This window comes from Lysinibacillus sp. CNPSo 3705 (assembly GCF_028674935.1).
GTDB lineage: Bacteria > Bacillota > Bacilli > Bacillales_A > Planococcaceae > Lysinibacillus.
Map to the genome: position 1 here is coordinate 23,576 of NZ_JAQZSD010000058.1, position 22,591 is coordinate 46,166.

The following is a 22,591-nucleotide window of genomic DNA, read 5'->3' on the forward strand; positions in this document are numbered from 1 at the left end:
GCTACAGCGTTTACTTTTGATCGCTGTAGCTCTTCGTTATTATTGTTTTGAGTAATATTCTAAAATTCCTTTGTAGATGGATTCCGCAAATAACTCAAGATATTTATCATCTGTCAACTTAGCACGGTCTTCACTATTTGTGAGGAAGCCTAGCTCAACTAGAATGGATGGAATAATCGTATTTGCAACTACAATGTAATTAAATTTTCTGACCTTACGATTTTCCATATTTACGTTTTTAACAATTTGGTTGTTTACAAATGTTGCAAGTTCAATATCTTCTTGATACATATCACCTGGTGTTTTAGCGTAATACGTTTCGGTACCTTTTGCTTTAGTACTATCTGCAGAGTTAACATGGATACTAACGAAGATTTCGCCGTAATTATCATGTGCAAAGTCAATATGTTTTTGTGGCGGAAGGAACGTATCTCCAGTACGAGGCATCAATACCTTTGCCCCTGCAGCCTCCAGTTTTCCCTTGACAAGAGTACCAACCTTTAATGTAATGTCTTTTTCTGTAATAGAACCATAAGAAGTTCCTGGGTCACTACCACCATGCCCTGGATCAATAATGATAATTCGATCTTTTAGCGGATTACCACTTTGATTTAATAGCTTTAAATAGGATTTATGGACATACCCTGTTTGACCTTGATAAGTAACTTGTGCCCAATAACCGTTAATACTATTCACTTGAACATATTCGCCCTTTTTCAGCTTACTTACTACCGCAGATGTAGCATTAGCTTCTTGGCGAATATTTAAATTATCAACCGTCACCCGACCTAATAGATCCCCAGAAACTATAGGTGGTGTTGGATCTGGAGTAGAAGGCTTTTCCGCCTCAACGTCCGCTGTACTATTCGCCACGATATAACCAGGTACACCGTTCACTACAGTTAGATGGTAACCACTTACTGTCTTATAAACAGGTAAATGCATTTTACTATTCACAGTTGAAATAACCTTTGATGAAGAGGTTGGTTTTGCGTAAAGATTAATATTTTGTGTTGTTGCTACTTGCTTTTGGACATTCCCTAATGCGTTACCATCTGCATCTAGAAACTGTGTATATGTTTTATAAATATAAGCAAAGGTATCTTTATAGGAAACTTTCAACCAATCCCCCTCAACGGCATAGACTGATAGTTTACCACCTTTGTTTACTGTACCTACTATATTAGTAGTAGATGAAGAATCTTTGGATTTACGAATATTTAATCCGTCAGTAGTTGCAGAAACTAAGCCAATGACCTGTGATGAATCAGGTACAGCTACAACTTTAGCAGGGATATCTAAACGATATTTTTCTTCTTTCGCACGCGCTACAAATAACGCAAACTGTTTACGTGTCACTTGTTCATTTGGATTGTAATTTTGATTACTTCCCTTGGTAATACCATTATAGTAAATCGTATTCACATATGAAACGTATGGATGATTAATGCCTACGTCTACAAAAGGAGAATCGATATTTTCATGCTCACTTATATCGAGCTTAAACGCGTTTGTTAATACATAACTCATTTCATCACGAGTTAACGGTTTGTTTGGTAAAAATTGCCCCTTTGTATTTGTTTTAAAGAGACCAGACTGTATAGCGCGTTCTACATAGCCTGAGAGCTCCGTGCCGGCCTTTACATCCGTGAAGCTTGATTTATTTACAACTAGTGGCTTTTTGCCTGATGCCACAACAACCATCTTGGCAACTTGTCCACGCGTTACGGTGTTGTTAGGTTTATAATACGTTTTGCCCTTTTCTTTATACCCTTTAATAACACCTAAATTTACTAAATAATTGATTTCTTCATATGCGTCATCCTTGTTCGTAACATCTACAAAACTGCCACTTGCTTGTGCACTATTTATTGTAAACATTGAAGCAGAAACGAAAAGGACGCATAATATAAGACTAATTTTCTTGAGATACAATGTCTTATTTCCTCCCTTCTTGTTCTATTATTAATATTAACAAAATTTCCTAGACAAAACTATTACACATATGGAATTATTATACCAAAATTTTAAATTATTGAATTCAACTCTATAATAATCATCGCAAGGTGCTAAATGTAAACAAAAAGCACTACATCGTCTACTATTGAACGATGTAGCGCTTCATTTTATTGTTTTGAGTAATATTCTAAAATTCCTTTGTAGATAGATTCAGCGAATAACTCAACATATTGATCATCCGTCATTTTAGCTCGGTCTTCGTTATTTGTTAGGAAACCTAGTTCGACTAAGATAGCTGGAATAATCGTGTTACGAATAACATAATATTGTTCTTTTTTAACACCACGATTTTTCATATTTAAGTTATTAACAATTTGATTATTTACAAATGTCGCTAAATCAATATCTTCATTAACCATATCACCTGTTGACACTGCATAGTATGTTTCGGTACCTAGTGCAGCAGTATTTCCTGCTGAGTTTACATGGATGCTTACGAAGATTTCACCGTAATTAGCATTTGTAAAGTCAACACGGTCTTGTAATGAAGGATACGTATCTCCTGTACGAGTGATAGATACCTTCGCGCCTGCAGCCTCTAGCTTTTGCTTCACAAGTGTGCCGACCTTTAATGTAATAGCTTTTTCGGAATTAGAACCTACAACAGTTCCAGGATCCTTACCACCATGACCTGGATCAAGAATGATAATTCGATCTTTCAACGGATTACCACTTTGATTTAGTAGCTTTATATAAGATTTATGGACATACCCTGTTTGACCTTGATAAGTCACTTGTGCCCAATAACCGTTAATACTGTTCACTTGAACATATTCGCCTTTTTTTAGCTTACTTACTACTGCAGAAGTAGCGTTAGCTTCTTTACGAATATTTAAATTGTCAACTGTCACTCTACCTAATAGATCCCCAGAAATTGTTGGTGGAGTTGGATCTGGTTTTGGAGTAGAAGGTTTTTCTACCTCAACGTCCGCTGTACTATTAGCCACGATATAGCCTGGTACACCATTTACTACAGTTAGATGGTAACCACTTATCGTCTTATAAACAGGTAACTTCACTTTACTATTCACAGTTGAAATTACCTTTGATGAAGAGGTTGGTTTTACGTAAAGATTAATATTTTGTGTTGTCGTAACTTGCTTTTGCACATTTCCTAATGCGTTACCATCTGCATCTAAAAACTGCGCATACGTTTTATAAATATAAGCAAAGGTATCTTTATAGGAAACTTTTAACCAATCTCCTTCAACTGCATAGACTGATAGTTTACCACCTTTGTTTACTGTACCTACTATATTTGCAGTAGATGAAGAATCTTTGGATTTACGAATATTTAATCCGTCAGTTGTTGAAGAAACTAAGCCAATGACCTGTGATGAATCAGGTGTAGCTACACCTTTAACAGGGATATCTAAACGATATTTTTCTTCCTTCGCACGTGCTACAAATAACGCAAACTGTTTACGCGTCACTTGTTCATTTGGATTATATTTTTGATTACTTCCCTTTGTAATACCATTATAGTAAATCGTATTCACATATGAAACGTACGGATGAGTAATGCCTACGTCTACAAAAGGAGAATCGATGTTTTCATATTCGCTTGTATCGAGCTTAAACGCTTTTGTTAATACATAACTCATTTCATCACGAGTTAAAGGTTTGTTTGGCAAAAATTGTCCCTTTGTATTTGTTTTAAAGAAACCAGACTGTATAGCGCGTTCTACATAGCCTGAAAGCTCTGTACCGGCCGTTACATCCGTGAAGCTTGATTTATTCACAACTAGTGGCTTTTTGCCTGATGCCACAACAACCATCTTGGCAACTTGTCCACGCGTTACGGTGTTGTTAGGTTTATAATACGTTTTGCCCTTTTCTGTATACCCTTTAATAACACCTAAATTTACTAAAAAATTGATTTCTTCATATGCGTCATCCTTGTTCGTAACATCTACAAAACCGCCGCTTGCTTGTGCACTATTTATTGTAAACATTGAAGCAGAAACGAAAAGGACGCATAATATAAGACAAATTTTCTTAAGATACAATGTCTTATTTCCTCCCTTCTTGTTCTACCATTAATATTAGCAAAATTTCTCTGGTAAAACTATCATATAGATGCAAGTGTTACAACTTAAATCCTAAATAATAGAATTTAAGTCTACCGATGATCATAGTATTTAAAGTGTCAAACAAAAAGAGCTACATCGCTCATATTGAACAATGTAGCCCGTTTTATTATTTTTTCGCGTAGTATTGTGAAATTCCTTTGTAGATAGAATCAGCAAATAACTCAGCATATTTATCATTCGTCAATTTCCCGCGGTCTTCGCTATTTGTTAGGAAGCCTAGCTCAACTAAGATGGCTGGGATAATCGTGTTGCGAATAACATAATATTGCTGTTCTTTAACACCACGATTTTTCATATTTAAGTTATTAACAATTTGATTATTTACAAATGTCGCTAAATCAATGTCTTCCTGATACATATCACCCGTTGAAATTGCATAATATGTTTCAGTACCTAGTGCAGCAGTATTTGCTGCTGAGTTAACATGGATACTTACGAAGATTTCACCGTAATTATTATTTGTAAAGTCAACACGGTCTTGTAACGAAGGATACGTATCTCCTGTACGAGTCATATATACCTTCGCACCTGCAGCCTCTAGCTTTTGCTTCACAAGTGTGCCGACTTTTAATGTGATAGCTTTTTCGGAATAAGAACCTACAACAGTTCCAGGGTCCTTACCACCATGACCGGGATCAAGAATGATAATTCGATTTTTCAATGGATTACCACTTTGATTTAGTAGCTTTAAGTATGATTTATGGACATACCCTTTTTGACCTTGATAAGTAACTTGTGCCCAATAACCGTTAATACTGTTTACTTGAATAGTTTCGCCCTTCTTCAGTTTACCTAATACCGTAGAAGTAGAGTTAGCTTCTTTGCGAATATTTAAACTATCAACCGTCACTCGACCTAATAGATCACCAGAAACTGTAGGTGGATCTGGAGTAGAAGGATTTTCTACTTCAACATCCTCTGTACTATTAGCCACGACGTAGCCTGGTATACCGTTTACTACAGTTAGATGGTAGCCACTGACTGTCTTATAAACTGGTAATTTCGTTTTGCTATTAACTGTTGTAATAACTTTTGATGAAGAAGTTGGTTTTACGTAAACATTTAAATTTTGTGTTGCAGTAACTTGCTTTTGGACATTCCCTAATGCGTTACCATCAGCATCTAAAAACTGTGCATACGCTTTATGAATATAAGCAAATGCACCTTTATAAGTAACCTTTAACCAGTCCCCTTCAACTGCATAGACTGATAATTTACCGCCTTTGTTTACTGTACCTACTATATTAGCAGTAGATGAAGTATCTTTTGATTTACGAATATTTAATCCGTCAGTTGTGACAGAAACTAAGCCAATGACCTGTGTTGTATCCGGTACACCTACACCTTTAACTGGTAGCTCTAAACGATACTTTTCACTTTTTGCACGCGCTATAAATAATGCAAACTGCGCACGTGTCACTTTGTTATTTGGATAATAATTTTGACCCGTTCCCTTTGTAATACCGTTATAGTATATCGTATTCACAAATGTAACGTATGGATGAGTAATACCTACATCTACAAAAGGAGAATCGATATTTTGATATTCACTTGTATCAAGTTTAAAGGCTTTTGTTAATACATAACTCATTTCATCGCGAGTTAAAGGCTTATCCGGTAAAAATTGCCCCTGCGTATTTGTTTTAAATAGTCCAAGCTGTATAGCGCGTTCTACATAGCCTGAAAGCTCTGTGCCTACTTTTACATCAGAGAAGCTTGATTTATTGACAACTAGTGGTTTGTTACCTGAAGCAATTACAGCCATCTTGGCAACTTGTCCACGCGTTACGTTATTATAAGGTTTATAATACGCTTTGCCGTTTTCCGTATATCCTTTAATAACACCTAAACTAACTAAATAATTGATCTCTTCATAAGCTTCTTGATCTTTAGGAACATCTACAAATCCACCACTTGCTTGGGCACTATGTATTGTAAACATAGAAGCTGAAATGAATAAGACGCATAATATAAGACTGACTTTCTTGAGGTTCAATGTCTTATTTCCTCCCTTCCTGTTCTCGTGTTCATTTTAGCAAAATTGCACCGACAAAACTATCATACCAACGTAACTATTAACTGTTTTCTAGGCACCACTCCTATTTTTGGTAAATTTCATAAAAAGAAGAGAGTCTGCAAGTGCAAACTCTCCTCAATCTATACATTATATAAAAGAACTTCCTTGCAATATATTACTTTAAACGTAGCCCTTGTCTAAGTAATACGGAATTTGATTATTATTGTTATTTTTGTGCGCGTTCAATAAACGTTTGTAGTTGAGAAATTTTTAACATCTCATCGTAACCGAAGTTACCATTTCCGTTACCTTCTGTAATACCATTTGAAGCAAGAATTGAAATAAATTCATTTGCCCAATGATTTGCAGGAGCATCAGCAAATGTTACAACATTGCCTTGTTGCTTTAATCCGAAGGCCTGTACTAAAACTTTCGAGATTTGAGCACGTGTTATCGGTGAAGATGGATTAAATTTGCCACTACCATCACCAGCAAAGATACCTAACTTCGATACAGCAGCAATTGCACCAGCATGTTCATTTGTTGGCTTTACGTCTGTAAAATTCGTATTTTTATCGGATGTATCCAAGTTAAGTGCTTTAGCAATTTGCACTGCCACTTCAGCACGAGAAGCATAAACTGTAAAATCAATCGCAGCTTCCTTTACTTCTTCTTTAACAGCTTCTGCTTGTTCACTATCAAATGTTGCTACACGCTTAGCACCAATGTAACGAGAACCCCAATAATAAGGATCATCTACATTTGAGTAACTAACACCTTTACCTGTTTGTGAATGGATCATTTTCCCTTCACCCATGTAAATAGCTACATGCGAAACACCTTTACCACTAGTATTGAAGAATAGTAAATCGCCAATTTCAAGATCCTTCTTTGCTACAGCAGTACCTTGTTGATATTGCGAGCCTGAAGTACGGTTTAATTCAATACCTAAATCTGCAAAGACTTTAGATGTATATCCTGAGCAATCGAGCCCTTTAGTAGTTGTACCTCCATAAAGATATGGAACACCTAAATATTTTGACGCTGAATCAGTTACATCAGATGTTGTGGCTGCTTCAGCTTTATCTATTTGAGTTGTTGTAAATAACATGAAAGATGCAAAAACCGGTAATAACCATTTCTTTTTCATATATTCGGTATACCCCTCTCAGAACTTTTTTGCCTATAAATAGACTATCATAAAAGATGCTATTTTAACTTTTCAATTGTGTAACGGTTTTTAAAGCACAAAAAAACACTGATATACCAACGTTTCGTGGTTTATCAGCGCTAAAATATGGGTATTAAATAATGGATAATCGGGATTTTTGTAACATTCCTGTAATATTCGCTACGCTTTGTCACAATAGATTGCAAATTTTAGTGGAATTCCAATTTTCAGTTGTTAAATATGCGCATTTCCGATTCGATTTTTCGTTTTTTTAAGATAGGGCCCGTGTGGTTTAATTACCTTTCGAAGGTAATTCTTTTGCTTTGCGCGGCGATTTTCCTCTGCTTTGTGACGGTTCTCCTGCTCTACGGGGATTCGCCTTTGCTCCGCGAGTATTGGCTTATGTTGGAATTAGCCGCTAATAGTGTGAGTTGCGCCGCTAAAACCTGAAATTCCGCTGCTAACCAAGCAAGGAACGCCACTAAAACTTGAAATTCCGCCGCTAACCAAGCAAGGAACGCCACTAAAACTTGAAATTCCGCCGCTAATTGGCCTTTGCCCCGAGGGTATTCTCATGCTTCACGCAGGTCCCTTCTTCACTCCACGGGTATTTTCTCATCCCGCCGCACATTCTATTGACTAGAAAATAACTGCACCCAATAGTAATATCCATTGCTATCAACTGCAATTGCGACCCCGGTATTTGTGTAATTTTCTCGTAAAATATTTTCACGATGTGCTGGTGAAGCCATCCATGCTTTGACGGCAGCTTCGGATGTTGGAATTTTTCTTCCTATATTCTCTCCTAAGCTCGTGTATGGATAATCGAATAATGTTGCTAAATCCCAGGGCATTCCGTAGTAAGGGGATTCGTGCTCAAAATAATGTCGATTCACCATATCCTGAGCCTTAATAACGGCAATTTGTGTTAAAGCTGCATCATAGTTAAGGGGGTGTAGCTTTCTTTTTTGTCGTTCGACATTGACTAAACGTATTACATCATTAGCCATGGTTGGTGAAAAACATTTTGTCGGAATATAAGACTTGGATAAATAATCGTAGGCTACCTCAAGATTTGTTACCTTCGTTGAAAAGTCGAGACTTCTTTCAACCAAAGAAGCAAATTGCGCACGTGTTACCATTCGATTTGGTGCAAATTGCTGTGCGTTAATCCCCTTAATAACACCAACATCTGCAAGCGATTCAATATAGTCTTTTGCCCAATGTCCCTGCTTAACATCGCTAAACTTACTTTGATTTTGAGAATCGACTTCAATTTGATACGCGAGTGTTAACATTTTGGCAATTTGTGCACGTTGTAAAGGTGCATCAGGGTTGAAGCAATCACCATTTTGTAATATCTTTAATTCCACTAAGGCACAAATTTCTTTGTAGTACGGATGATTATCCGCTAAGTCCGTAAAATTAGGCGTGTAATCGGTATCCAGTTTTAGCTTCATGGAACGAGCAATTGCAGCGGCAGCCTCTGCCCTAGTAATCGGTTGTTCGGGTCTAAAGGAGCCATCCTGATAGTTTGTCATATAATGCTTTTCTAGCATATGTTCTATTGAGCTTTTTGCCCAATGTGATTGTGAAACATCTTTTGCAATATTAGCTGCCAATACTTCTTCAGATGTGATTGTCAGAGGCACAGCATATGATGTAGTTAGCAAAATAAGAGACATACCAACAACACTAGATACTTTTTTTAACATAGCTATCTCCTCCTTCGTTTAATTATGTATAGTAATTTAATGGCACAAATCCCCCACCACATGTTTTCCTAACGACCAAATTAGGGATCGTATCCATACTCATGTTTGTTTTCCCTCATTGCCCTCACGATGCGGGAAAAAAAGTACTGTTACCATTATAATTCGCGATTTAAAGGTCCTCACACCCAACTTTGGTTGGTGAAACATTCATATTCCATTATTACCTAATTTTACCTTCAGTATTTCAAAAAAACCACTCTAAGATTGAAAGCACCTTCAGAGTGAGTCTTCCCATTTATTCAACGCTAATTATATAGAAATTGTCTTCAGTTTTTTGTAAAGTGCGGTATAGGAATAAAGCCATTTGACCGCGACGAACATCTGTATAGGGTGAAAATGTAGTCGCACTAGTTCCTTGTGTAATCCCATAATTTAATAACGTTTGAATATACATATTAGTTTCATTTTCTTTTGTAAAATCTGAAAAAGGTGCAGATAATGTTGTTGCCTGCTGTAAATTAAAGCCGATTGTCAATATCTTTGCCATTTGGCTTCGATTCATAAAATGATCTGGATTATAATTTGTTCCTTTTTGAATAATACCCTTTTCGGCAAGCGCGGCAATATGACCGTAATATTTATGAGAGGTCGGTACATCACTGAAGCCAGGATTTACTACATTTTTTGTCTCCAATTTTAGAGCTTCAGCCAAAAAGTATGCTGCTTCCCCTCGTGTTAAATTTTGATAAGGACTAAACGTAGTCGATGTTGTCCCAAATACAATGCCCTGGCTATATAATTCACTAACTGCCTTGTATAGTTCAACTTCACTTCCGCTATTTTTTATATCTATAAATGGCATTGCAGCTGCTTCCGCAGGCACGGCTGCAACAAAGGGAACAACTGCTGCCGCGGTGGCAAGAGCCCATGCTTTATGTATCTTCTTAGTCGACAAATGAACGCTTCCTTTCCTTATTATAAAGAAAGAAAAGAGGGACTTGCCCTCTCTCCTTATAATAAACCTAATGTTTTTAAGTGCTCTTGTAAAATACGATAATTATATACTAAATCCTGCTGCTCAAGAGTAAGTGCGTCGTATAGTTTTTGTGCAGCCAGTACTTTCTTTTCAAACGTTTTAGCGTCTGGGTCCAGCTCACCAATTGCACTCACCACTTTTAACACTGCTGCTACATCTTTTTCTGCTTTCTTTAAAGCATCGTAGTTAAGAACTTGTCCTTTTACTTTAGAATCTAATGCTTTATATGCAGCAGAAGCATTCGCTACATCTTGAATATATGTGCTAGAAGCCGGATTAAGACCAGCTATAATCGCAACAACTTTCTTTACTTCACTCATATTTTTCTCAGCTTCAAGCAAAATATTGTAATTAGATACTCGTTGCTTATCTGTAGTACTTAAGCTATCGTAATCTTTTCGTACAGATTCTATCATACCAAAATATAATTTGTCGCTTGGCTTTAAGGCTGCAATACTTTGATAAACTTTAATAACATTATCCAATGAAAGAAGTAGCTGCTCGTTATAAACATATTTACGTTGAGTGGCAGTAAGATTATCATATGCTTTTAACACCTTTTGATATTGGCTGTCCATATTTTTCGATGTCATCAATTTATCAATCTCATTGACAACACTAATGACAGGCTTAATAATTTTTTCTTGCTCTTGCAATGTTTTATAGTTTTCAACTGCATATTGTTGATCTTTCGGTAATGCATTATATGCTGCACGTATCTCTTCAATACGTTTAATATATTGATTTGCTGGGACAGTCGGAAGCTCATCAATCATACGCTTTACATTTCCTGCACCTAAGATGCTTGCTTCAGCAGCTTGTAATAAATTGTAGTTTGTCACATATTGCTGCATGTCCTTACTTAGAGCATCGTATAGTGCTCGAGCTTGTACTGTATCCGCGTTGAACGTTTTACTAGAAGGCTTTAACTTGCCTATTAATTCAATCACTTTAGCAGTTGGTTCATAGCCTTGTAAAATAGCAATATTGTTAACATATAGCTTTTGGTCTTTTGTCAGCTTATCGTACGCTTTTCGCGCTGTGTTTACTTGACTGACAAATTTACTTGTGCCCGGCTCTATACCATCGATTTGCACCATAGTATTTAAAATTGCTTTTACTTCTTTTTCACGATCTGTTAACACCTTCACATTAGAGACAAGCTTTTTCTGTCCTGAATTTAGTTTATCGTAAGCAACGCGAGCATTCATAAGCTTCGTTAAATAATCTGGATCATTAGGCACTGCCGCATCTATTAATGCGATAACTGTATGTGCAGATTTCAGCTCAGTCTCAGCTGTGACAAGCTTTTCATAGTTTGTCACAGCTTTTTGCTTTTCTGGTGGTAATGTATCGTAATTTTTGCGTGCAGAATCTAAATCATTTAAAAATGTTTTACTTGTCGGTTTCAATGTTTCAATCAAGCCTATTAATGTAGCAACATCCTCAACTGCTGTTAGCTGATTGTAGTTTGTTACGCGTTTTTGTGAGGCAGAGTCTAATGCATTATATGCCTTACGTGCTGCCAAAACCTTTTTTGTATAATCCTTATTTGCTGGATTTAAAGCTGCAATTGCATTAATAACCTTCACAACATTGGCATTATTTTTTTCATACGTTGTTAATGTCTTGGATTGTGTTACTAATTTTTTCGCATTTTTATCCATCGTTTTATATTCTGCAGACATCGCTGCTACTTTCCCTACAAACGTTGCATCCGGCTCATTAGCTAAAGCGATAACACGATTGTCGAAATCTTTAGCTGTTGTAATATAGCCATTCGCGGTTTGAAGAGCAGGATAATTCGTTACAAGTTGTTGCCCGTTTGATGATAGTTTCCCATAATCTGCAGTTAACTGTGTCACTACTTCCGTATATGTTTTTTGCGATGTATTCAAAGCCATGATACGTGTCACAATATCCATCGCCTCTACTTGATCCTTCAATGATTTATAGTTTTTCACATATTCGCGTTTTGCAGGATCTAGCTTTAAGTAAGCAGTATTAGCAGCCTTCGCTTTTGTAGTATAATCCTTTGCAGTTGGGTCTAACTTTTCCACTAGCGCAATTACTTTATCAGCTGTAGATTGGTTAGCTAGCACTTCTGTATATTTTTTGTACGGTGAAACCGCTGCACTATTTGGATTATGCGCTATAACAATTTTCTTTTGGTCAGCTGTGAGCTTGTTCAGTTCAGTCGTTATACCATCTGTAATTTCCTTAATTTTAGTAGCATCAGAATTTGGATCACTTAGGGTTAATACAAGCGTTTCTAATTGTTTAACTGTTTTGTCTACTACAGTTGCATCATCAACCATTTTTAAAAGTTTTGTAATATCTGCCCCGTTACTTTTGAAATAAGCAATGAGTGCAGCCCCTTCATAATCATATTGGAGGGACTTACCCGTAACATCTTTAACGATAGCTCTAGCCTTATTGTTCGTTGCAGTATTAACAGCACCTTTAAATGTTTGTTGAACATTTAAATAGGTTTTATCAGCATTCGTTGCACCTAAAAATGTCTGATATCTATTCCATGCATCATTAACATCCTTAATGAAAGTTTTACTAGTATACGAGATACCTTTAATACTTGTACCAATGTTCTTAAGTTCGCTTAATAAAATTATTTGATTTTCTATATAGTTGTATTTAGCTGTAATAAATTCAATTTCATCAGTGTCAAAATTATCGCTTAAAAATGCTAAATCTCTTTTGGCAGCAGCCATTTCTAATGTTGTCGATTTTTCAGATAATTTTCCATATTGTGCAATAGTTTGTGATTTAGCGTTTGCATTTGTTGCTGCTATATTCACATTAGCTACGTGATTTTCCTGAGAGATTGTTTGAGGTTGTCCTTCTTGAGCATTGGCAATCGCCGTCGGAGTTAGTAATAGACTTGTTATTACACCAACCTGTATTTGTTTTTTCAAAATGCCCACCCTTTCTTGTATATAGTTAAATAGATATGTATCATTTATTTCTAATTTGCTACCTTTTGTATCGGTGCATTTTATCCTATTTCAAGTTAATCTATTAAAGAAGCCCATCCTCTTCAGTAACAGAAATATTTTTTAGATTGAATAGTCTTTTTATAGGAAGTTATTGTTAGGATACTATATAATTGAATTATGTGCATTGTTCTGGAAGAAATTTTGGCAAAAGATGACTAATTGCGAGTAAAAATACTTTCTACTTAAAAGAATATATGTCATTAACGACAGTTAGCGTGTAAAAAACGAAGCTTAGAGGAAACAGCGCTCGTCTGTTGAAAGCGCTACTCTATCTGTTCTTGCACCTTAAATTTTCCAGTAAATATTTTGTTGAAACATTACTCAAATTAGCGAATAAAAGCTTTGTATAATTATCTGAAATAACGATTAAATTCCCTCTTTTTCGAGGGGAATCCATGAAAAACTTAGCATTTCTACTATATTATTTTCCAGTAATTAGATGTATACTACAACTTTACGATTTAATTTACGAGAAAGGGAGCTATATATGTTTTATCAATATAAATTTTGGCACAGCTTAATGCATCCCACTTATTTTACCCAAGCTGTTGAGCAAGGAGAACTAAGAGGATATAAAAAGCGATCCTTCGCAGTTTTTATACTCTTTTTGCTGCTATTTGCCGCTCGTGAGTTTTGGGGCATGGGTACTGAAAGCTTAACAAGCTTATTTGCATCGAATCATCCAACTGAATACTATACAGCCCGTTTATTATCAATGGTTGGGGTTATTGCCTGGGGAGTTATCTATTATTGCTTCCATTATTATGGCGTTACATACTTATTACATCTATTAACAGACATTCCCTACAAGTGGATTCAGAAGGTACAACTTTATGTAATGGTATTTTTACTTATTGAAAAGACAATTTTATTTGCTGTGTTTTATGCAGTTGGTTACACTACTAACTTCTCGTTCTTCTCACTTGCACCTATAGCTCAGCAAGTAATTGACAAGGATTATGTACTATTTGCTATCAACCAACTAACCGTAGCAACTGTATTAACAATTATTGTGCAATACACGTTCCTTTCAAAATGGGAGGAGTGGTCAGATCGAAAGGCATTATTAGCAAAAATAATTGGTCTTTATGTAGTAATGGCTATTTTTATCGGAATGATTAGTGTGTTACCACTACAAGAATGGATTACAAGGGGGTTAGGATGATGCGCTTTATTAAATCCAGACCTTGGACAAGTTTAAGTATTATAGTGATAGCGTTATTAATTGGTGTGAATGCTTATTTTGTATTTAAGGATGATAGTAAAGTAGCAAGATCCTACTTTATCAATGAATTCCAACGAGCTACACCTAGTGATCGTGTAGAAACGGTTGAAAAGGATGCGATTGTTGCACCAGCACAAACCTATACGATTTCAGCAGATGCGAAAAATCTTGCTGCAATAGATGTTACACGTGGACAGGAAGTACATGCCAATGATTTACTAGCTACCTACAAAACAGAGGAAGTTGACGGTGAATTAGCAAAGCTTGAGGCTGAACGCACTGCCTACGAAACTGAATTAAGTGATTTAGAATCTGCTTTAGCGGACATAGAATCTGAATACGGTGGAGGTAATGACCCAAAAAGCTCAATTAATACCGACCAAATTAGTGAGAAATTAAATGTCTCTGTTAAATTTGAATTAGGTCAGCAAGCTTCTCCATCAACTGCAGTAGCAATATTGAACCGTCATATTGCAGAGACCAATCGTCAAATAGCTTTAATGGATGCCCAAATTGGCCAAATTAAAGCGCGCCAAGGTGTTATTTGCCCAGTAGATGGTGTCATCTCAAAAATTACTGAACAAGCTGGTGCGGTAACATTTGAAATCTATTCATCTGAAAAGTCTATGCTTGCCTACTTATCCGAGGATGAATGGCAAAAAGTTGAAGATGGACAAACCGTTAGTTTTAAACTGCCGCATAACGACGACGATCTATCTGGTATTGTCTTCCAAAAACAAATGATACCAGCAAATAAGGAATCCCTTTGGGCAAATCAACTAGCTAAGTCTGCAAAGCTACCAAAGCCTACAAGCTATGAGGTAATACTGCATCAAGATGACATACTAGAAAACATTCCATTTTCAACTGTCGGTAAAGCTTCTATTACCGTAAATCAGGCATCCAACGCGCTTAAAGTGAAATCCGCATGGGTGAAGGCTGGAAAGAATAACAAACATAGCGTTTATACAATTGATGAAAATGGTAAAATACGCCTTGAGGATATCGAGGTTGCCTTTAAAACGGCAGATTCTACGATCTTTACAGGCTATATGGATGCTGGAACACCTATTATCGCAAATGAACAACGCAATATTTTAGCTCGCTCCTTCCGTTCAATTCCTCTTAAAAAAATCGAGTGGCGCAATTTTAAAGAGATCGGTTGGAAAGACTACGTAAAATATATTGTCTTTTAGTATATAAAAGCCTCCCCGCATGATTGGGGAGGCTTTTGTGCTGTTAGCGATTTTTTGATGTTTATCAGCGATTTCTCTGCTTTTATCAGCGATGTTGTCTTTTCTATCTGTTTCTTAATTAAATGATGAATTCTCCATTTGTTCTTGTGTTGCTAGCTCATAGTTCATTGCTGCTATACCACTTACCTCATGGATCATGCCATGTACATATAGTTTCTCACCATTTTCTCCATTCAGACGGACAGAAAAAGCAGAATTACCTTTTCCGACTCTTTTTACAGTGACACCATCTGCTGAAAGCTCGACATCAACTATTTTATGATCATGCATTGCACCTGTGTATTGCTCAATTTTGAAATCTTTCACCTTAAAGCCAATTTCACTTTTTGGAATGAATGCACTGCTTTTTTCAATCGCTAATGTTGAATACAATCCATAGCCATCAGATTCTGCATGGATACCTACACGTACCGAATGTCCTTTATTATCAGAGAAAGTTGCAATATAGTCACCTGCTTGCAATAACGACAACACATAGTTACCGCCCTTAGGAATCGATTGTTCATCCCAGCCATCGAATTCATATGGCTTATAGCTGAAAACTTTATTACTAACAGCTTGTCCAGCAGCTGTAGTTAGCTGAATATTTTTCGGATCAAAGCCTAAATCTTGCTCAAAAATCATTGCTGAGCCAGGTGTCACTTCATCTGTTGGTTGACAGTTAATTTGTAATTTTCCATCTACTTTTGTTACATCAATTTTATATTTTTGCATTTCGACGATTTCATAATTTTCATCATTATCAATATTGTAGCCAACTAGCATGAAATAGCCCGATCCCTCTCGTAACGCCTCTATCTGCATATCATTTTTTGTTCGAAGAATGCGGAAGAACTCATGCTCTCCATCCGGCGTTAGATTATCGTTAGAATAAGCATCAATATTAGTTGAATTAAACTCCTGTGCAGTAAATGTTTGGGTCACTCGTTTAGCCTTCATAACTTCAAGACGATGAATAAATAACGCAAGCTGCGAACGATTGACAGTCTCTTTTAAGCCAAAAGTAGTTGATGTAATCCCCTTCGTTATATTATTCTCAAACAATGGAGCGACTGCGTAATAAGCATCTGAATATTTTACAATATCCTTAAATGGTAATGTCTGACCAATAGTAGATTCTAATTGGTATGCCGTCGTTAGCATTCGCGCTAATTGTTCACGTGTAATCGCTTGATCGACACCGAAGGATCCGTCAGCAAACCCTGAGATAATCCCTTCACTTTCCAAGGCTGCAATGGCTCCATAATATTCATCACCCGGTTTGACATCCGTAAATTGTGGATCCATTACATTTTTAGTATCCAGCCCTAGAAGACCTGCTAAAATCTTCGAAGCCTGTCCACGCGTCACATCAGCGAATGGCTTAAACGTGCCATCTGCATAACCTTTAATAATTCCGCGTTCAGCTAAACTCTTTACTGCTACACCGTATTCCTTCGTGTAATCAACATCAGAAAATTTATCTGTTGCCTGTGCAGTTGGTACTACTACAATCGCACTTGTCGCTAATGCAGCAACTAATGCCCCTTGAAATAAAGTATGCTTCTTCATCACCAGCTCAACCCCTTAACATATTTTGTCTATCATACTATTATAATACGTATAAGGGAATCCAAATATTTCATAATCCTCTATTATGAAGAGTTTCTTTTTTCTATCGAATATTGGGGTGAGGCACTATATGAATCGGTTCGAGATATATTTTGTCAATTATGTGATTTTATTAAGCGTTGCGACTTTTCTTTCCGTCGTTATCGCTCTTCTATCCATTACCCCTGCCCATCTAACCACCGTCATAATTTTCCTCATAAATAAAAAACAGCAGAGAGTTCGATTTAACTCGAACCTCCACTGTTTTAAAAATATTTCTTAGTTTTTGAAGTCTTTTTTAGCTGTAACTTTTACAGGAGTTGCGCTTTGACCACCAATGTTTACACGAGCATTGAATACGTCTCCAGCTTTACCTGTAGCAGATGCTGTAGCTGTACCGTTATTGCTGAATACTACTTCACCAGAAACTTTAGATAAAGTTAGTGTTGCAGCAGCAGTTGGAACACCGTTAAATACAGCTTGGCCTTTAACTACGCCAGTAGCATCAGCTTCAGCAACAGTTGCCATTACACCGTATTGGTCAGTAACAACTACATCAGCTAAATCGAAGAATGCATCTAGATTGAATGCATTAGCTGCATCGTAAGGAGTAGCAGTTACGAAGTTAACAGCGTCACCGTTAATGTATTGTTGAGCTTTACCATCTTCTACTACAGCTACTTTTTCTACTTTAGGAGCAACGTTAGAGAATGTTACTTCTTTCACGATTTCTTCCCCAGTAGCATTGATTGTGATTGTTACTTTTGCAGTTGCAGTTTTAGCATCTTTATCGAATTCTACTTTAGCTGCATCATCAGTAGTAATATTACCATCTGCAACGTTTGTAAGAACTGCAGATTTTACAGTGTAGTCAGAACCTGCTTTAAGTGTAACTTCTCCACCATTAGCAGTTACTGCTTTCACAACGATGTCTTTGCCATATCCAGTTGGGATTGTTAAAGATCCAGCAGTACCTGTTACATAGATAGGTTTAATATCTTCTACTTTATAAGAAGTGAATGAGCTATCTTTTACAACTGAGAATTGTTTAGAGTAAGTGCTTGCTTCAATTGCAGTATTATCCTCTTTTACAAGTTTGAATGTTACATTAGCAGTTGTTTTAGTAGCACCTGCTTTGTAGGCTACTGTAATTTTGTTGTCAGCAGCACCGATTTTACCTGTTACTTCGAATGGTGCGTTTTCATCTGTAGATGCTTCGATTGTGTATTTTGCTGTAGCAAGTTTTGCAAGAAGCTCATCAGTTGAAATAACTTGACCGAATTGATCTTCAACTACGATGTCTTTTGCAGTGATTTCTACTTTTTCACCAGCAATTTCACGGATAGCTGTGCTTACTTTGCTATTTAAGCCAGTGATTACTTTTGGTGCAGTTGTAGATTTAGGAATAACTGTTTGAGTTGCAACTTTACCAGTTGAAGATGTTACAACAACAGTTACTGGTGTGTTTTCTTTGACGTTAGCGCCTGCTACTTTTGCATAAAGCTCGCCATCTTTTTCTACTAAAGTTCCACCAGTAATAGTGATACCTTTAGAACCGTTTAATACAGTAGTATCCTTAATAGCATTACCTTGTTTGTCTAAAACAGATAATGGGAATAGGATGTCTGCTTCAGCAGTAACAACTTTTGTTGGTGCGCCTAATGTAACTGAATCCGCACGTACACCTTCAGCAACTTTCACTGTCGCTTGTCCATTTTTACCAGTTGCTTTAGCAATAACAATTACGTTTGTATCACCAGTTGCTACAATTTTCTCAACTGGAAGAACAACTACATCTTTGCCTTCGATTGTTTGTTTTTCAAATTCACCGAATGTTGCAACAGCTTGGTTTGTATTTGTTACTAGAACTTCATCTTTTAGACGTTTTACGTCAGTAATTTCTTTACCGTATTGGTCTTTTACAGTAACAGGAAGATAGAATTTATCTTTTGCTAAAGCAGTAGCTTCAGTTAACGTTTTGCCATCTTTGTTGTAAAGAGCACCAATTGTTACGTCAGATGCTACAGTTTTTGCAGAAACTGTTACAGTTTGTGTTGTTGTAGTTGCAGTTGCACCGTGGATCACTGTAAGTACTACTTTGTCACCTTCTTTAAGGCCAGCAGCTTTATTAATTGTGATCGAACCGTCTGCATTTGAAACTGCATTATCAGCACCTGCTGTAGAAAGTGTTAAAGATGAAGAGTTTAATTTTGTAATGTCTTCACCATATTGGTTTTTAATTTGGTAACCGATTGTAGCTGTAGTATTAACACCAGTTAATGGAGCTACTTCACCAAGGATTTCAATATGAGAAACTTTTTCGTCTTCTGTTTTCACAGAACCAGTTAGTGCTTCATCTGAAAGACCAGTTACGTTTACAGTGAACTCACCTTTAGTAATTTTGCTTGTTAATTCAATTGTTGCAACTGTTTTATCTTCGTTCCATGTAATAGCAGAGAAGTTAGATTTGAAACCATCTTTTTTAAGCTCAAATTTAGCTTTTTCAGTTTCAACTGGTTTATTGAATGTTACAGCTAAAGTTTTTGCATTTACTGCATCAACCGATTTTACTTTTGCCGCAGTTACATATGTAACTTCAGCAGAATAAGTTTTGCCATCGATAACGAACTCTACTTTAGTTTCTTTGTTTTCTGGAAGTGGAGTTGGTAATGTTACCGTGTGTTTTTTGTCATCAGAAAGTGTTACTTCTAATGTTGTAGCATCTACAACTTTAACTTCTTTAACAGTTAAAGATGCTTGTTCACCCATAGTAATTGTACGGTGTAAGAATGATGCAAATTGACCGCGTGTTACTGAGTTTTTAGGATTGAACTGTTGTACATTTTTAACGTTTGTAATACCAGCGTATTCTAACGCGATGATTGCTTCGCGATTTTCTGTAGCTGTAGCTTTGTCTAAATCAGTGATAACAGATTCGAAGTCAGCATCTTTGTAATCAGCTACTAAATCTATGTTATAAACAGTTTTGATAGCACGTACTAAAACAACTGCCATTTGCTCACGGCTCATGTTATTAGCTTGCATTAATTGGTTATTTGAACCTTTGAATACGCCAGCATCTTTAACAAGTGCTGCATATTGTAATAACTCTTTGTCAGGTGTTGATGTTGGTAAATCAGTGAAACGAGCTTTTGTTGCATAGTCTGCAGGGATTTCGTAATTTTCTGAAACTAACCATTTTCCTAAGAATTTAGTTACATTACCACGAGTAACTACAGCATCCGGTCTGAATGTGCCGTCTGGGTAACCTGCTACGATTTTAGCGTCTGCTAATGCTAAGATAGCGTCCTCATGGTCATTATCTTTAATATCAGTAAAGCTTGCTGCGCTTGCTGCTGGTACGATTGCTGATGCTACTAGGGCTGCTGAAGCTGCGCCTACAACCCATTTACTATATTTTTGTTTCATATGAAATTACCTCCTAGATAAATTAGCCAATATTCGTGACTACGACTTCATTATAAGAGTACGAGATAATAAATTTCAAAATGAAATACCTGGAATGAAAATTGTGGTAACACCTTAGTTCCAAAGGTTTTTTAACCATATTTTGTACAAAAATAGTCATCGCTACCATCCTGAAAATTAACAGACAAACCTTACTGCCACAAGGAAAATATACCATCTTACCCATGTCATTTTTACCATCCATATTTCTACAATTTTCGACTTTTAAGCAATAATTGATTAAAAACCATTAGTGAACAATTCGTGAACTCTTGTCACAATTAGGTTGGTAATTTATTCTTATATTTCCTATATTCTATCTGATTTCCCATAAGTTTCATATATTATTAGCTTTTTGGTATATTACATAAGCCCTTTTTCGTTCAGAAATCGACTTATGAATTGGCACTTTTTAATCAGCAATTGCCGTTATTCTATCAATATTTGGTATTTCACCAGCAATTTTATTGAGATTATCGTTGTCATAGCTTTTTAGTGATTTTTAGCTTTTTATTAGCGAGCTTCTTAGGGAGATTGGTGATTCTAGCTTTTTATCAGCGGGTTTCTTAAGGTTATCAGCGATTCTTTGCTTTTTATCAGCGATTTTCTTGAGGGTATCAGCGATTCTTACCTTTTTATCAGCGATCTTCTTGGGGGTATCAGCGATTTACCTTTTTATCAACGATCTTCTTGGAGGTATCAGCGATTCCTGCTTCACTTGCTTTGGGCACGGGGCGTGCTGATATTTACAGCATATTTATTATATTAATTTGCATTGAAAATGGGGCTTATTAAAATAATTGTAGCGCATGCCTCGTTTCGTATGCCATATTCGCGAATCTATTGAAACTGCAAAATGGTAGATGCTCTTGGCAATACTTCTATCCCCTAGCGGTGCATTCCTAATTGCTACTGGTAAAACAAAAAAGCAGTGATTTCTATAATTAAAGAAATCACTGCTTTTCCTATGCGGTACGCTTTTTTATTCTCCCAATTACGAACTTACTAAATGGAAGCATCGAAATTAACTTCGTCACTGTAATACAAACGATTAGCGCCCACAACATTAGCAATGGCACTCGCACAAGCGTACTATTAAAATGATCCACAAACCATCCTGTTGATATCCGCAGAACCTCCCAATGAATGAGATAGATCATAAACGCATATCGACTTAGCAATTGAACCGTTTTCGTATAAGGTAGCGACTGCCCCCAGGCAATTACCAACAAGGCGATACTTATCACAAGCGGTATTAAATCAAGTCGTCTCGAATGTGTCTCTGTATAACCGAGCTGCAGACGAATATATAAAAAGACAGTAGATAACACGAACAACACAACCATCGCGTAACGATACTTTTTTGCAAGCGCAGCAATCTGCGTATAATACACACCCATCGCATATGCTATCGCAAAATAACCAAGCCAGCCCGTAAAGAGTAAACGCAACATGAGATCATTCTCTTCAAAAAATGGATATGGCAAGGCGATCAATGAATGATGGATTAACATAATCAGCACACATAACGGTAAAAACCAAGCCATAGACCATTTAAACCGCTTCATCAACGTAAAGACTACATATAACTGCATCATAACCACAACAAACCAACCTACAAACCCACCGTAAACTACATTACTGACAAACTTTTCCCATACTAAGCCATTGTGATAAATTAACTCTACAATTACAGAATCAAGTATGGCCCACATTAAATATGGTAGAAAAATATATTGAATTCTATTCGGCCAAAAGTTATTCGGTATTTTAACTTGATAACGATTCGCCAAAATTAAAATAGACAACAAAATAAACGTCGGCGTTGCATAACAGAGCGCAATCCGTAAAAACAGATAAAACGACTGCTCTGGCTCTACACCTACCTCCATAATAATCCACGAAGAGGTGTGTAATAATAAAATAGACAAACACGCCACCACACGCAGTAAATCCCACTCTTTGATCACTAAACATTCTCCTAAAA

General features: G+C 36.5%; 12 protein-coding genes. 2 read left to right on the plus strand and 10 right to left on the minus strand.

What is annotated here, in order from left to right:
• Positions 1-39: 39 nt before the first annotated feature.
• From PVA17_RS19485 to PVA17_RS19515, 7 genes are all read right to left on the minus strand, one after another.
• The gene (locus PVA17_RS19485; protein ID WP_274068649.1) at positions 40-1,935 is read right to left on the minus strand and encodes an N-acetylmuramoyl-L-alanine amidase; all 1,896 of its coding nucleotides are present in this window, start codon (positions 1,933-1,935) and stop codon (positions 40-42) included.
• A 191-nt stretch (positions 1,936-2,126) separates the two neighbouring features.
• Complete coding sequence (locus PVA17_RS19490; protein WP_274068650.1) at positions 2,127-4,028, minus strand: N-acetylmuramoyl-L-alanine amidase; 1,902 nt, start codon at positions 4,026-4,028, stop codon at positions 2,127-2,129.
• Between the two features lie 190 nt (positions 4,029-4,218).
• Positions 4,219-6,108: an N-acetylmuramoyl-L-alanine amidase gene (locus tag PVA17_RS19495; RefSeq protein WP_274068651.1), complete on the minus strand. Its 1,890-nt coding sequence runs from the start codon at positions 6,106-6,108 to the stop codon at positions 4,219-4,221.
• A 247-nt stretch (positions 6,109-6,355) separates the two neighbouring features.
• On the minus strand, positions 6,356-7,279 hold the full coding sequence (locus PVA17_RS19500; RefSeq protein ID WP_132360466.1) for a C40 family peptidase: 924 nt from the start codon (positions 7,277-7,279) through the stop codon (positions 6,356-6,358).
• Between the two features lie 653 nt (positions 7,280-7,932).
• The gene (locus PVA17_RS19505; RefSeq protein WP_274068652.1) at positions 7,933-9,015 is read right to left on the minus strand and encodes a CAP and S-layer homology domain-containing protein; all 1,083 of its coding nucleotides are present in this window, start codon (positions 9,013-9,015) and stop codon (positions 7,933-7,935) included.
• Positions 9,016-9,310: 295 nt separating this feature from the next.
• On the minus strand, positions 9,311-9,970 hold the full coding sequence (locus tag PVA17_RS19510; protein WP_274068653.1) for an S-layer homology domain-containing protein: 660 nt from the start codon (positions 9,968-9,970) through the stop codon (positions 9,311-9,313).
• Between the two features lie 56 nt (positions 9,971-10,026).
• Positions 10,027-12,984 carry a hypothetical protein gene (locus tag PVA17_RS19515; protein WP_483308039.1) on the minus strand — a complete coding sequence of 986 codons (2,958 nt, stop codon included), beginning with the start codon at positions 12,982-12,984 and terminating at the stop codon, positions 10,027-10,029.
• 568 nt (positions 12,985-13,552) lie between these two features.
• On the opposite strand from PVA17_RS19515, the gene PVA17_RS19520 reads away from it, so the two are divergent.
• Positions 13,553-14,230 carry a hypothetical protein gene (locus tag PVA17_RS19520; protein WP_274068655.1) on the plus strand — a complete coding sequence of 226 codons (678 nt, stop codon included), beginning with the start codon at positions 13,553-13,555 and terminating at the stop codon, positions 14,228-14,230.
• Entirely contained in the window at positions 14,227-15,486 is a 1,260-nt protein-coding gene (locus PVA17_RS19525) for an efflux RND transporter periplasmic adaptor subunit (RefSeq protein WP_274068656.1), read from the plus strand. Before PVA17_RS19520 ends, PVA17_RS19525 begins: the two co-directional genes overlap by 4 nt.
• A 114-nt stretch (positions 15,487-15,600) precedes the next feature.
• Here PVA17_RS19525 and PVA17_RS19530 read toward each other — a convergent pair whose 3' ends face one another.
• The 3 genes from PVA17_RS19530 to PVA17_RS19540 all read right to left on the minus strand — a co-directional run bounded on the left by PVA17_RS19530 (position 15,601) and on the right by PVA17_RS19540 (position 22,574).
• Positions 15,601-17,097: an S-layer homology domain-containing protein gene (locus PVA17_RS19530; RefSeq protein ID WP_274068681.1), complete on the minus strand. Its 1,497-nt coding sequence runs from the start codon at positions 17,095-17,097 to the stop codon at positions 15,601-15,603.
• Between the two features lie 318 nt (positions 17,098-17,415).
• Positions 17,416-20,565: an S-layer homology domain-containing protein gene (locus PVA17_RS19535; protein ID WP_274068657.1), complete on the minus strand. Its 3,150-nt coding sequence runs from the start codon at positions 20,563-20,565 to the stop codon at positions 17,416-17,418.
• A gap of 1,004 nt (positions 20,566-21,569) precedes the next feature.
• Positions 21,570-22,574 carry an acyltransferase family protein gene (locus tag PVA17_RS19540; protein WP_274068658.1) on the minus strand — a complete coding sequence of 335 codons (1,005 nt, stop codon included), beginning with the start codon at positions 22,572-22,574 and terminating at the stop codon, positions 21,570-21,572.
• Between the last annotated feature and the right edge of the window lie 17 nt (positions 22,575-22,591).

Bases quoted from the DNA above. Each gene is read 5' to 3' on its own strand.
- PVA17_RS19500 (WP_132360466.1), bottom strand. From the start codon at position 7,279: ATGAAAAAGAAATGGTTATTACCGGTTTTTGCATCTTTCATGTTATTT.
- PVA17_RS19505 (WP_274068652.1), bottom strand. From the start codon at position 9,015: ATGTTAAAAAAAGTATCTAGTGTTGTTGGTATGTCTCTTATTTTGCTA.
- PVA17_RS19520 (WP_274068655.1), top strand. From the start codon at position 13,553: ATGTTTTATCAATATAAATTTTGGCACAGCTTAATGCATCCCACTTAT.
- PVA17_RS19525 (WP_274068656.1), top strand. From the start codon at position 14,227: ATGATGCGCTTTATTAAATCCAGACCTTGGACAAGTTTAAGTATTATA.
- PVA17_RS19530 (WP_274068681.1), bottom strand. From the start codon at position 17,097: ATGAAGAAGCATACTTTATTTCAAGGGGCATTAGTTGCTGCATTAGCG.
- PVA17_RS19535 (WP_274068657.1), bottom strand. From the start codon at position 20,565: ATGAAACAAAAATATAGTAAATGGGTTGTAGGCGCAGCTTCAGCAGCC.